A 13,041-nucleotide genomic window follows, 5' to 3' on the forward strand; every position below is an offset into this window, starting at 1 on the left:
AGATAATCGGGGTTGGGTTCGGGATTGGGGGAAAAAAATAAATCTATCTGTCGGGTTTCGTCGCTGACTTCTTTGCTGATTTCGACGGTTCCCAGGGGAGAAAGTAATTGTTCAAGGTAATTTTTGGCAAATTGGTCATGGGGTTTCATGGACTGAACAGTTAATCGATAATTCTCAATTGTATAGCTATTAAAAAAGTGGGTTATTTAAACCCACTTCTCAAGTGATGATTGGTAGTTTTTAAGATGGGAATTTTCAAATTGTGCCAGAAACTATGAGCAACCATGGCAATTATTCTCCTTGTCAATAGTGAGCAATTGCAAGATTATACTACCTCTTCGAGAAAATCATAAATTTTGTCTAATTGTTCCAAGGTCACTAAACCGTACTGCCAGAGAATCATCGGTAAATGAATTTTATCAGATTGGATCGAGCGCTCGGCCATAGCGATCGATTCTTGGGGAAGGGACAATTCCTCTTGTAGAAATTGTCGGAATTGGGAATAGGCAATCGTGGACATGGGGGTACTTTTTCCTCAATAGTATATCTCGTAATTTCAATAAAACACCACCTGATCGGTTTCAAGGACAGTTAGTCCTGGGACCGTTTTTCTGTATCTAAGCTATCTCGATGATAGAGAGTGCTTTTCTAAAAATCGCTGGCTCTCTTACAAATAGTCCCGTTAGCTCCAGTAGAATTTTGTCTCTGTTTAATCTATAGCAAGGGTAAAGATTATTCAATCTATAACTTGATAGACTATAAAAATCTTAATCGATATGGTTATATCTTAAACAGTATAAATGCGTAATAGCTTATAACAGCCATACTTATATTTCCAGACAAGGGACACTTTTTATAAGAAAGTTAACACCATTTTCAAAAATTAAGGTCTTGAGATAAACTCAATCTTAATTTTATTTCCTTCTTTCACTCCTAATTCTTTCGCTCGACCCCCAGCTAGTTCGATCACTTGATTAACCATGGTGTTTGGCCCATAGACAGGACAAGGATCCACAGCACAAGGAGGGACATTGAGCAAAACTGCTTTCACTATACCATCTTTTAGAAAAATCATGTCTAGAGGAATCGAGACATTTTTCATCCAAAACCGGGCCACCAGAGGTTGTGCAAAGGGAAATAGCATACCGCGATTTTTCTGCAAAGACGAGCGATACATTAAACCCTTGGCCTGTTGTTCGCTGGTTTGAGCAACTTCTAACTCAATCATCTCACCATTAATATCTGCTTTGGCCGTGATCGGTAATATTTGCCCTTGATTCTCAGTCGTAATCTGAGCCATCGAACTATTATTACCATTGAGATTAGTCGATTGACAACTCAGCAGCAACAAACCTAAAAATAATATTAACTTAATCTTGAGCATAAATGATTTTTTACCGGTCATCACCAATAGTTATCAATACTTAATTTTCCCAGGATAAGTGGAGAATTAAGCAGATAAGAGATTAACACAAAGTGGCGACAAAAAATATAAAGATAGTATTAAAAATATCTAGCATGGGGGTGAGCATCCTTCCTTGAGGATTGTTAGAACGTATATACTAGGAAAGTTCTCAAATTTATTTGCCGATTTTCCCCCTCAATTTTGCCCCAGTCCGGCTGCAGTCGATCGCCTTCGTGGGTTAAAATACCACTTATCTATATGATCGATTATTGTAGGCTCAGGAGCAATCACCATGACCGCGGAAAGTATGTTATTTAATGGGCCGATCGTGGCGATCGTTCTCGTCCTCGTCGGATTAGCTTGGGGTTTTCTCCTCCTCAAAATCCAAGGTGGAGAAGCGGAATAGCTTGTTTTTCGGTTCATGGTTACTTTATTAGTAATCATGAACTACTTTTTTCCCTTCAAAAGTAATTAAGAAAAAATCAATAACTAAAATTTTCTACCCACACCTATGACCACTCCCACGATCGAGTTTTTTGTCGGTTTATCAGAAGAATTAAGCGGTGTTAGTCTCCGCAAAAATAAAAGTACTGGGATTCGCAATGTCCTGATGACTTTTAAAACCCTGAAAGCGATCGAACGTTTCCAAAGTTTCACCACCCGTACCTACGGCGATCTCCGTCTCACCGATGAGGAAGGAGTGATTACAGTTATTCCCAACTCGACTAAGTTTATTTTTGGAGGAGATGAAGGGGATGAAATTCAACGGGTAGAATGTGGTTTTGAAATCACCGATGAACACTGGGAGCGTTTTATGCGCTTTATGAATCGTTACGCGGCAGCTAACGGGATGGGTTATCAGGATAAGTGAGAAGTGGGGTGATGGGGTGTAGGGTGTAGGGTGTAGGGTGTGGGGTGTGGGGTGTGGGGAGATAGGGGAATGGGGAAATTTCAACTAAAACCCTAAAACCCTAAAACCCTAAAACCCCAACTCTCAACTCCTGAATTCTGATAGTTAAAAACCAGCTAAAATAAGGATAAATTTAGTCAAGAAACCATGAAAATAGCGATTACTGGGGCGACGGGATTTGTAGGTAGTCGATTGGTGGTCAAACTCTATGATCGCGGCGATGACATCCTAATTTTGACTCGCAATCCCGATAAAGCCCTAAGAATGTACCCAAAGTCAATCTATCCTAAGATAGAGATTATTCCCTATATCGCCACAGAATCGGGGGATTGGCAAAAAGAGATTTCCGGATGTGACGCAGTGATTAATCTAGCGGGAGAACCGATTTCGGAACGCTGGACCGGTGAAGCAAAACGAGCAATCGTCGCTAGTCGGCAAATCGGCACCGAGAAAATTGTCGAGGCGATCTCGCGTAGCGAGCGCGTTGCGACCGCACTTGCCGCCCAGAAACCGAAAGTTTTAATTAACTCCTCGGCGATCGGTTACTATGGAACCAGTGAAACCGCTAGTTTTGACGAAAATAGCCCTCCCGGTGGCGATTTTCTAGCAGATGTCTGTAAAAAGTGGGAAACAGCCGCCCAAAAAGTTAAAGATTACGGCACTCGTTTAGTCATTCTTCGCACGGGTATTGTTTTAGGCAATGGGGGTGCTTTAGGGAAAATGATCCCACCCTTCAAACTTTTTGCCGGCGGTCCGATTGGCAGCGGTCGTCAGTGGTTTTCTTGGATTCATCGGGATGATTTAATTAATTTAATTATCTATTGTCTAGATCGCCCAGAAATTAACGGTACTTTCAACGCTACTGCACCCAATCCCGTCCGGATGAAAGAATTCTGTCAGATTTTAGGGGAAGTAATGAAGCGTCCTTCTTGGTTGCCAGTGCCGGATTTTGCCCTGGAAATTCTCTTGGGAGAAGGAGCAAAAATCGTCTTAGAAGGTCAAGAAGTGCTGCCAAAAGCCACTCAAGCGATCGGTTTTGACTATCGTTATCCTAATCTAGAAGCGGCCTTAGAGGAAATTGTCCCGAAAATGTAGAAAGATGATACCCTAGCCGGCCCCAGTGTTCTCAATCTATTTTTCACTCCAGACGGGATGGGAGAATAAAGAGGCGGCCACTCTCACCCCGCGCAGTTGATTTAACAGGGGTAAATGGCCGACGGGAGCGCTTAAATCCCAGATAAATTCCTGCGGGTATTTTGTCCAATTATTGCCATTTTTCCAGCCAATTTTCGGCCAGAGTTTCGGGAAATCTTGACCGACACCGAGCCATAATTTGCGCTGCACCGACCAACCGAATTTTCCTTCCGAATGAACTAACCAAAGATGATCAATAGTCTGAATGTCAACCTTGGGAAAAGCTTCCACTTCCGTAAAATAGACCCATTTCCTCTGTATTGCTCCTTCTCCTGCTAATTCACAGAGTTTTTGACGGGTGAGACTATCGGCAGTTTGAAAATCCTGTTTAGCCAATAATTCCTGTAAAAGTCGATAATCGATACCTTTAGCACTATCGAGGGGAACAATACCCGTGGGGAAATAATTAGCTAAAAATTCCTGGCTCTGAGCGCTATTATCTTGATAGAGCAATTGATAAGCCTTACCTGTCACCAGATTAACAGGAGTGGGGCGCTCGGCTAATAAAAAATCTCTCAATACGGTTAGGCCACCTTCTCCGGTTCCGGCTAATTGTGTCAGGATCTGTAATTGATTTTTCGGCGACTCGGTGGCTAATTGACTCATCTTACGGGTAATATCCTCGCTTTGTTCTTCTACTAACACGCCATTCTGGTCAGTCATATCATCACTTTTAAGACCACTCCTTCAATACTATTACCACTATTTCGGGGTGGCTGCTCGATTTTTTCCTGACAAAAAAGGGATTTTTAGCGGGTCGTTGATCGTACACTGAAAGAGAGAACTATTTTGGTTATCTAGATCACCGACGGTCAAAATTCCCTCAACTGAATCGGGGATGCGCGGAGATTGTAACAAAATTTATCGATTTATTGACAAAAAACACCGCTCATGCTATCAACTGAACCTAAAATCAACAATTCCGGACAAAAATATTTAGCCTATCAAGATTGTCTATCCCCGAATCAAACCCTGTTCCCCCTGACAGCCAAGGTTAATAACCGCGATTGTCTAGAAATCGGTGGTTGTGATGTGACCACCCTAGTGGAACTTTTCGGTTCACCCTTGTATATTGTCGATGAAGTCACCCTCCGCACTGCCTGTCGTCAATACCTGCAAGGTTTCCAGACTCATTATCCCGGAGAATCTAGGGTAATTTATGCCTCGAAAGCGTGGAATTGTCTGGCTGTATCGGCCGTGGTCGCTAGGGAGGGATTAGGTTTTGATGTGGTGTCGGCCGGAGAAATTCACACGGTGTTAACCGCTTTAGACCAGATCAATAAAACCGCTGTGCCGATATACTTTCATGGTAATAACAAATCGAGCGCCGAGTTAGAATATGCGCTCGAGCATAACTGCATTATTATCGTTGATAACTGGCTAGAGTTAGAAAATCTGGTTAAATTAGGCGAAAACCGTCCTGATACCCCTATTCCGATCCTCTTGCGCTTAACCCCCGGCATCGAGTGCCACACCCACGAATATATTCGCACGGGTCACTTAGACAGTAAATTTGGTTTTGACCCTCATCAAATCGAAGCGGTATTTGACTATGTTTTAGCTCATCCGCTGCTGAATTGTCTGGGTTTACACGCTCACATCGGTTCCCAGATTTTTGAACGTCAACCCCACCAAGACTTAGCCGCTGTCTTGGCAGATTGGTTTAAATTAGGTTTAGAACGGGGTTTACCCCTACAGCAATTAAACGTCGGGGGTGGTTTAGGAATTCGCTACCTCGAAAGTGATGACCCCCCAAGTATCGAGGAATGGGTGCAAGCGGTGTCCTTAGCAGTGGCCAAAGCTTGTCAGGAAAGAGGTATCGCTTATCCGCTGCTCATTGCCGAACCGGGACGTTCTCTGATTGCCACCGCTTGCGTAACGGCCTATACAGTGGGTAATCGCAAAGAAATCCCCGAAATCCGCACCTATATCGCCGTCGATGGCGGAATGTCCGACAATCCCCGACCGATTACCTATCAATCGGTTTACCGGGCCGTGGTCGCCAATAAAATGAGTCAAGAATGTCAGGAAGTGGTGACAATAGCTGGAAAACACTGTGAATCTGGCGATATTCTAATTAAGGATATTGCGCTACCGAAAACCAACCCGGGGGATATTTTAGTGGTTTTAGCCACGGGAGCCTATAACTACAGTATGGCTTCTAATTACAACCGCTTACCCCGTCCGGCGGCGGTAATTGTCCAAAATGGAGAAGCTAATCTGATCCTCGAACGGGAAAATCTGGCGGCTCTGCTGCGTCAAGACCGCCTACCCACTCGACTCTCCTTGATGTAAACCTCATCGCCATTGTCCCCCATGTCGGGTTTTTTTCTGGACCCTCGCCGGTTATTGTCCTGGATTCTCAGCCATGGTCTGTCATTGCTAGACTTTGGGTTAGTTCTCCTCCTTACCTATATGCTGCTGCTAATTATCGGCGAGCGGCGTACTTTTTGGATGGTGCGGGGACTAATCTATTTAATGCTGGCCTCGGTGATTAGCGATGCCCTAGGATTGCGCTTGCTGGGGTTAGTCCTAGAAAAATTGATTTTGGGGTCGGCCGTGGCCATCGCTGTGATTTTTCAGTCAGAATTCCGCCGTTTTTTAGAATTATTGGGCAAAGGTCAAGTGTGGGAATTATTTAAAAAAAGTTCCCCCACTCCCAAGACCGATAATGTCATTGATGAGTTAGTGGACGCGGTGAAGGATCTATCTCAAAATCGCACCGGCGCGCTGATGGTATTAGAAACCAGTGGCAATCTCGACACCAAGGTGTTTGTCAATCCGGGGGTGACGCTAAATGGCGAAGTATCTAAGGAATTAATTCAAACTATTTTTCAAACTAAAACTTTACTGCACGATGGGGCCGTCTTTATCCGCGGCGATCGAGTGGTGGCCGCTGGTGTTATTCTACCCCTATCGGAGCGCAGTACCTCTAGGCAATTAGGCACCCGTCATCGGGCAGCCATGGGCATTACCGAAAGGCTAGATAATTGTATCTGTATTGTGGTTTCTGAGGAAACTGGCTCGATTTCCCTCGCGTCGGGGGGTAATTTGGATCGGCCTTTAACCAGTAGTAAACTAAAAGAGCTGCTCGAAGCGAAGTTTTCTCCGTCGGGAGAGGGGGAAGTGGTCGCACCGAGTTGGGGACGTTTAGGGCGTACAATTGGCTTAAAAGGTCGTCTAATCTTAGAAAAATTCTCCCGTTCGCCCAGCGCAACCCCGAAAGATAGAAAATGACTGTTAAACCGAGCTTATCACCAGAATTACCTACGGATTTAGATAAAAACCGTTTGCCTCAGCACGTCGCAGTGATTATGGATGGGAACGGTCGTTGGGCGAAAAATCGTGGTTTACCCCGGATTATGGGCCATCAACGGGGAGTAGATGCACTCAAAGACTTGCTGCGCTGTTGTCGCGACTGGGGGATTCCCGCTTTAACTGCTTATGCTTTTTCGACGGAAAATTGGGGTCGTCCCCTGGAGGAAGTAGAGTTTTTAATGACTCTATTCGAGCGGGTTTTGCGGCGGGAATTAGAAGAAATGATGCAGCAAAATGTCAAAATTCGCTTTATTGGTAATTTATCAGCCTTGCCAGAGTCTTTAAGACGGGAAATTGCTAAATCTCAAGCAGAAACTAGCAAAAATTCCGGTATTCAATTTACGGTGGCTACTAATTATGGTGGCCGAGAGGAGATCGTGCAAGCTTGTCAGGCGATCGCTCGTCAGGTGCAACAGGGTTTAGTCTCCCCAGAAGCGATCGATGAATCTCTCTTTGAACAGTATCTTTATACTGCTGGGATTCCTAACCCAGACCTGTTAATTCGCAGTAGTGGGGAAATGCGAATTAGTAATTTTTTACTATGGCAAATGGCCTACGCGGAAATCTATGTTACTGACACCCTCTGGCCCGATTTCGATCGAGTGCAATTTCACCGCGCTTTAAAAGATTATCAGGGTCGTCATCGTCGTTTTGGCAAATTATAGAGCCTGCAGCCCAAATTTAGCGAAATAGCCACTGTGGAGCAGTTAAAGGACAATTTTTGATTTTTCACTTTTAATCTTAAATTACTCCCTAGGGCAACGGTTAAACTGCGACGAGAGGTCGTTTGTGATCTGCTCGATTTCCCCAATACGGTAATCCGTAAACCGGCTGCAGCTAGACTTTTTCCCCGGCTAAAATAAAATAGGGGGGAGAATAACTATCGATGATAAGCAGTTTTAAGATTATGGGATTCTTTGACTCAGAAGTGGTTCAACAGGAAGCTAGACAGCTATTTGAGGATTACCAGTCTCTCACACAACTGGGCAGCGAGTACGGGAAATTCGATCGAGAGGGTAAAATCATCTTTATCGATAGGATGGAGGAGTTAATGGAACGCTACAAGATATTTATGAAGCGTTTCGAGTTATCTGAGGATTTTTCCGCCCAAATGACCGTAGAACAGCTAAAAACCCAATTAGGTCAATTTGGCATGACTCCGCAAATGATGTTCGACCAAATGCAGCAAACCCTTGAGCGGATGAAGGCAGAAATTCGCTAAAATTGCCGATATTTATCGGGTATTGGCTGTCTTTTGCCCGATAATGGCCTCTCCAGTTTACCGCTCAGAAATTTGGGGTTTCTGCGGTTTTTCGAGAACGATGATCTAATAATTTTAAGTAGGTTAGCTGATGAACTCCAGGCCAGATTCACAAGAGAATATTGAGCCACCTCAGTATAGTGAAAAAACTAACCGCATTCAGGCGATCAGTCAACTGATTAAGGCGATAACCCCGTTAATTTGGGCTATAGTTGTTCTAGTGGTTATCGTGCCTCTTTTAGGGAAAATTTGGCTAGGAACTGCCAGCAACGAACCATTAAAAACTAAGGTTGCTACCGAAACTAACCTAGAGATTCCCATCACTATACCCCAAAAATCTAACAGTCAAATCGATCGAGAAATTAGCCAAGCTTTACAGACAGCGAGAGCCAATTCTCAAAGCTTTGCCCTAGGAGAAATTGAGGGATGGGTGGAGGAGTTGATGACAAGAGTAGATCAGGGTTTTTTGCCTTGGTATTTTAACTATTTCAATCAAAAACAATTTGAGGGTAAGGCCTTTTTAAGCGGATTATACTCCTCGATCGCTCACTGGGTCAATACAGATAATCCACCCCCGGAACAGGTGGTGGCAGAAAATTTGACCAAAACTATTCAAACCGAGTTTACTAAACGGGTAATTCGTCCCCAAGAGGCCCAATTACGTCTAGAGAGAATTACTAGGGATGCCGTTAATTTATATGTCAGTAATTTAAGCAATGAATTAGAGAATATTCAGGCCAGTTATCAAATTCCCCAAGGCAAATGGGATCGTTATCTTGGTGATATAGCCATAACAATTCAAGATACCGAGGGCAATATTTCTAACACATCAATTAAACTTTTAGTCGGTGGTGCCACTGCTTTGGGAGTTAAATCTCTGATCCCAGTGATGAAAGTGGGCAGCACAGTTTATTTGTCCCTAGCGGGAAAAACGGGGGCGAAAATTGCCACTAAAACTGGTGGAGCAGTAGCGAGTAGTTTTGGGGCAGAATTAATAGATCCAATCGTGGGAATTGGTTTGATAATTTGGGATTTATGGGACTATCAGCACACGGTAAACATTGAAAAACCAATTCTGCGGGATGCCATTTTTAATTATTTACAAGAAGTCAAATATGATCTAGTCAATAATCATCAAGGTAGCGTCCTTTCCTCTATTTATCAAATTGAAGCCAGTGTCAATAAATCCTTAGTGAGAACCTATTAATGTATCTTTTCACTTTCCAAGGTTTATTAACACAAGTTTAGATACTTTAAAAATGAAACTTAGAGTAAGATTTGAATCTAGAAAAATTGACTCAGCTTTGAGGTGAATTTACCGATTGTGGAATCAATTTGAAAATGGGTTATTTCGTTTTTGTAAATATAATAGTCGAGACCTAAATTTTTTGATTTATTTATTAATAATTTTAATTTCTCTTCCCTTTCTTGTTGTTTTTTTATCTATTAGTGAGGACAAAGATTAAAAAGAGTATCACCCATTTCTTATGATCAAATGGCCTTAGCTCATCATAAAGGTCAAAGGTATTAAAGGTGTAAAGGTTACTGCCAACCACGCAAATTAAAATAACCCACACAAAAATCAGCCCCTTGGGCTGCTAATAAACTTTTCTGTAAAATTGGCAATAAATGGGACTCAATATTATCAAAAATGCGCGGCATATATATTTTTAATCCGTAGGGTGCGCTCTTCGATAGCGTAACGCACCGACAATTGTGGTGGGTGATTTTGGTTATGGTGGTGGGTTACGCGTTGCTAACCCACCCTACTGGTTTACTTAATCCAAACAGTTTTAACGTTGACAAATTCGCGAATACCTTCGACACTTAATTCCCGTCCAAAACCAGAACGTTTAATACCCCCAAAGGGCAAGCGAGGATCGGATTTAACCATACCGTTAATAAACACACAACCGGCCTCAATTTCGGTAATTAAACGCTCAATTTCTGCGGGGTTATTCGTCCAAGCACTAGAACCTAAACCAAAGGGACTATCATTAGCTAAAGCGATCGCTTCATCGATATTTTTGACTCGAAATAGTAAAGCCACCGGTCCAAAAAATTCCTCTTTTTCCCCCGGAGAACCGACAGGAATATCGGTTAAAATCGTTGGTAGATAAAAGTTACCTTTTCCCTCTAAACGTTGACCCCCCACAAGGACTTTACCACCCATAGCGACGGTTTTTTCGACTTGATGGGCAATTTCCGAGACGATCGATACCGTGGCCAAAGGACCGATATCAACAGTTTCATCGAGGGGATCACCCACTCTTAAAGCTTGGAATTTAGCCACTAATAACTGTTCAAATTGATCGGCGACAGTTTCCATGACAATAAACCGTTTAGCAGCGATACAAGTCTGACCATTATTTAACAATCGCGCCGTCACTGCCGTAGCCGCTGCCGCCTCGATATCGGCACTATCTAAAACGAGAAAAGGATCACTACCTCCCAACTCCAAAACCACTTTTTTGATCTGTTTTCCTGCGGCGGCTGCTAAACTCATCCCCGCCGGTTCACTACCGGTTAAAGTGGCGGCTTTTACCCGTTCATCGTTAATTAAATCACTAACGCGATCGGCCCCGATCAAGAGAGTTTGAAAAGCACCTTCGGGAAAACCGGCTTCTAATAAAATTCTTTCCACCGCTAAAGCTGATTGGGGGACATTAGAAGCGTGTTTGAGTAGGCCGACATTTCCCGCCATTAAAGCGGGGGCAGCAAAGCGAAATACTTGCCATAAAGGGAAATTCCAGGGCATAACCGCTAAAATCACCCCTAAAGGTTGATAACGGACAAAACTGCGACTAGCATCGGTGGTAATCAGCACATCTTCCAGATAACCGGCGGCATTATCGGCATAAAAACGACAAACCAAGGCACATTTGAGGACTTCTGCGATCGCTGATTTGATTGGTTTCCCCATTTCTAAAGTCATGGTTTTAGCCAATGCTACTTGATCCCGTTCCAAAATGTCCGCCGCTTGCCGTAACCACTGTCCCCGTTCACTGATGGCGGTGCGGCGATACTGCTGAAAAGTCGCCTCAGCTAGGGCCAATTTCGCCGCCAATTCCTCCGAGGTTAGAGGGGTAAAAGTCTTGAGAATTTCTCCCGTGGCAGGGTTAACTGAAGCGATACCCATATCCAATTGTCTCCTATCGAGGGCTATATCTCTAGTTTAGTTCTCCGGTTGTCCCGCTGCTGACATAATTCGATCGCTAATTGGATCGCCGCTTGCATACTCTGGGCCCTAGCGATGCCAAGACCGGCGATATCAAAAGCCGTCCCGTGGTCTGGAGAGGTGCGAACAAAAGGTAAACCGATGGTAGTATTAACAGCACAGTCAAAAGCCATTAATTTCACGGGAATTAGACCCTGATCGTGGTATAATGCCAGATATGCGTCGGCGGTTTGCCCTGCACCGCTAAACCAAGCGCGTCCGGGTTCCACCCAAAGGGTATCGGGGGGGACAAGGCCGATTAATTGGGTTTGCGGGTATTTTTGTCCCATTGACTGCAACCAAGGCTGTAACCAGTCTTTTTCTTCCCTTCCCAGTTTTCCCGCTTCGCCACTGTGGGGATTAAGGCCGGATATGGCGATTTTGGGGCGATCGATGCCGAAATCTAGCTTTAAAGACTCGATCAATAGGTCTAATTTTCGGGTCATCAGATCGGGGTTAAGAGCATCAGGAACTTCTCGCAGGGGGATATGGGTAGTGGCGAGGAGAGTGCGTAAGTTATAGCCGGTTTGAGGCGATTTAGCGACGAATAGCATCCCATAACGGTTAATTCCCGCCATGGTAGCTAAAACCTCCGTTTGACCGGGGAAATCATAACCTGCCAACTGCCAACAGGATTTAGCGATCGGACCGGTGACAATACCATCAAATTCGCCCTTGAGGGTGCGTTTTATGGCTTCTTGCAGGTAAAGAAAGCTAATTTCACCACTATGGGCATCCCCACGCCCGCAAACGATTTTTTCTTGATTGTAGGGCAAATCGATCAGAGAAAAGCGATCGAGGAGATGGGGATCGTGATAGGCTTTTTCGAGAAGCGTTCTGGTGCCGATTAGAGTAATCTGACAAATAGACGAGATTAGGGAATCGGCGATCGCTTTTAACACCACTTCAGGGCCGATTCCGGCGGGATCACCGACGGGGATAACTAGACGGGGAATAAAATAGGCGGATTCCATAAATTTTGGCCGTCAATATTGCTAATTCTCCCGATTAATCTCATCGTTGACAATTATCAGGAGGGAATAAATCAGTAAACAATCTTCAGTTTACCTAAAATGTCGGATGAATGCCCCCGCTAAATTTTTCGACAAGACATCAACCTTTGCGGGGGATGAAATCCGACCAGGATATTGACTGCGAAGCACGATTTTAATTCTACCATTTGGATTAATCAATGCTAGTCGTAGAAGCCAAGCTAAAAAACGGGACACCAGAACAATATCACCGGCTTGATGAAGCAATTAGGACATCTCAGTTTGTGCGTAACTCTTGTGTTCGTTATTGGATGGACAATAAGGGGACAACCCGGAATGATCTTCAAAAGCTTTGTGCGGTACTAGCTAACAATAAAGAGACACCATGGGTTAATAAATTAAACTCTCAAGCTCGTCAATCGGCTGCTGATAGAGCCTGGCAATCAATTAATAGGTTTTACCAGAATTGTCATGCTAAGATACCGGGGAAAAAGGGTTTTCCTCGGTTCAAAAAGCATAGCCGTTCGGTTGAGTATAAACTAACAGGCTACAAACTATCTGATGATAGACGTAAAATCAAGTTCACTGATGGTTTTAAAGCAGGAGAATTTGATTTATGGTGTAATCAAAAAACCTTAGTTTATTATTCAGAGCAACAGATTAAACGGGTAAGAGTTGTTAGACGTGCTGACGGTTATTATTGCCAGTTTTTGATTGACGTAGAACGGCAAGAATACCATAAAC

General features: G+C 43.8%; 15 protein-coding genes. 9 read left to right on the forward strand and 6 right to left on the reverse strand.

Features of this window, described 5'->3' with window-relative positions:
• Positions 1–325: 325 nt before the first annotated feature.
• Positions 326–520: a DUF2949 domain-containing protein gene (locus EWV66_RS18145; protein WP_002732568.1), complete on the reverse strand. Its 195-nt coding sequence runs from the start codon at positions 518–520 to the stop codon at positions 326–328.
• A 363-nt stretch (positions 521–883) separates the two neighbouring features.
• Positions 884–1,405, reverse strand: coding sequence for a DUF192 domain-containing protein (locus tag EWV66_RS18150; protein ID WP_002789258.1), 522 nt, complete (start codon positions 1,403–1,405; stop codon positions 884–886).
• 292 nt (positions 1,406–1,697) lie between these two features.
• Between EWV66_RS18150 and petM the strand changes: the two genes are divergently transcribed.
• The 3 genes from petM (at position 1,698) to thyD (ending at position 3,410) form a co-directional block, all read left to right on the forward strand.
• Complete coding sequence (gene petM / locus EWV66_RS18155; protein WP_002731506.1) at positions 1,698–1,811, forward strand: cytochrome b6-f complex subunit PetM; 114 nt, start codon at positions 1,698–1,700, stop codon at positions 1,809–1,811.
• A gap of 105 nt (positions 1,812–1,916) precedes the next feature.
• Positions 1,917–2,276 (forward strand): photosystem II reaction center protein Psb28, encoded by a 360-nt coding sequence (gene psb28 / locus EWV66_RS18160; RefSeq protein WP_002789257.1) that lies wholly within the window; start codon positions 1,917–1,919, stop codon positions 2,274–2,276.
• Positions 2,277–2,462: 186 nt separating this feature from the next.
• The gene (gene thyD / locus EWV66_RS18165) at positions 2,463–3,410 is read left to right on the forward strand and encodes a thylakoid membrane protein ThyD (RefSeq protein ID WP_002767243.1); all 948 of its coding nucleotides are present in this window, start codon (positions 2,463–2,465) and stop codon (positions 3,408–3,410) included.
• A 36-nt stretch (positions 3,411–3,446) separates the two neighbouring features.
• Here the strand turns inward: thyD and EWV66_RS18170 are convergent, their stop codons facing one another.
• The gene (locus tag EWV66_RS18170) at positions 3,447–4,172 is read right to left on the reverse strand and encodes a GUN4 domain-containing protein (protein ID WP_052277331.1); all 726 of its coding nucleotides are present in this window, start codon (positions 4,170–4,172) and stop codon (positions 3,447–3,449) included.
• A 39-nt stretch (positions 4,173–4,211) separates the two neighbouring features.
• On the reverse strand, positions 4,212–4,367 hold the full coding sequence (locus EWV66_RS18175; RefSeq protein WP_158499366.1) for a hypothetical protein: 156 nt from the start codon (positions 4,365–4,367) through the stop codon (positions 4,212–4,214).
• A gap of 33 nt (positions 4,368–4,400) precedes the next feature.
• On the opposite strand from EWV66_RS18175, the gene lysA reads away from it, so the two are divergent.
• From lysA to EWV66_RS18200, 5 genes are all read left to right on the forward strand, one after another.
• Complete coding sequence (gene lysA, locus EWV66_RS18180) at positions 4,401–5,804, forward strand: diaminopimelate decarboxylase (protein WP_052277332.1); 1,404 nt, start codon at positions 4,401–4,403, stop codon at positions 5,802–5,804.
• Positions 5,805–5,825: 21 nt separating this feature from the next.
• Positions 5,826–6,746, forward strand: a complete 921-nt coding sequence (cdaA, locus tag EWV66_RS18185; RefSeq protein ID WP_072924279.1) for a diadenylate cyclase CdaA — start codon at positions 5,826–5,828, stop codon at positions 6,744–6,746.
• Positions 6,743–7,492 (forward strand): polyprenyl diphosphate synthase, encoded by a 750-nt coding sequence (gene uppS / locus EWV66_RS18190; protein ID WP_002757028.1) that lies wholly within the window; start codon positions 6,743–6,745, stop codon positions 7,490–7,492. Before cdaA ends, uppS begins: the two co-directional genes overlap by 4 nt.
• 242 nt (positions 7,493–7,734) lie before the next feature.
• Positions 7,735–8,049 carry a DUF1825 family protein gene (locus EWV66_RS18195; protein ID WP_002738222.1) on the forward strand — a complete coding sequence of 105 codons (315 nt, stop codon included), beginning with the start codon at positions 7,735–7,737 and terminating at the stop codon, positions 8,047–8,049.
• A 130-nt stretch (positions 8,050–8,179) separates the two neighbouring features.
• A complete protein-coding gene (locus tag EWV66_RS18200) occupies positions 8,180–9,295 on the forward strand; it encodes a hypothetical protein (protein WP_072924281.1) in 1,116 nt (371 codons plus the stop codon).
• A 567-nt stretch (positions 9,296–9,862) separates the two neighbouring features.
• Here the strand turns inward: EWV66_RS18200 and EWV66_RS18205 are convergent.
• Both EWV66_RS18205 and pdxA read right to left on the reverse strand, forming a co-directional pair.
• On the reverse strand, positions 9,863–11,227 hold the full coding sequence (locus tag EWV66_RS18205; protein ID WP_052277334.1) for an NAD-dependent succinate-semialdehyde dehydrogenase: 1,365 nt from the start codon (positions 11,225–11,227) through the stop codon (positions 9,863–9,865).
• 23 nt (positions 11,228–11,250) lie between these two features.
• Positions 11,251–12,279, reverse strand: coding sequence for a 4-hydroxythreonine-4-phosphate dehydrogenase PdxA (gene pdxA / locus EWV66_RS18210; RefSeq protein ID WP_072924284.1), 1,029 nt, complete (start codon positions 12,277–12,279; stop codon positions 11,251–11,253).
• A gap of 218 nt (positions 12,280–12,497) precedes the next feature.
• Between pdxA and EWV66_RS18215 the strand changes: the two genes are divergently transcribed.
• Positions 12,498–13,041, forward strand: a 544-nt coding sequence (locus EWV66_RS18215; RefSeq protein WP_502705674.1) for an RNA-guided endonuclease InsQ/TnpB family protein, incomplete at its 3' end; no start/stop codon positions are given.

It is taken from the genome of Microcystis sp. M_OC_Ca_00000000_C217Col (assembly GCF_007095585.1).
In the GTDB taxonomy this organism is placed as follows: domain Bacteria; phylum Cyanobacteriota; class Cyanobacteriia; order Cyanobacteriales; family Microcystaceae; genus Microcystis; species Microcystis panniformis.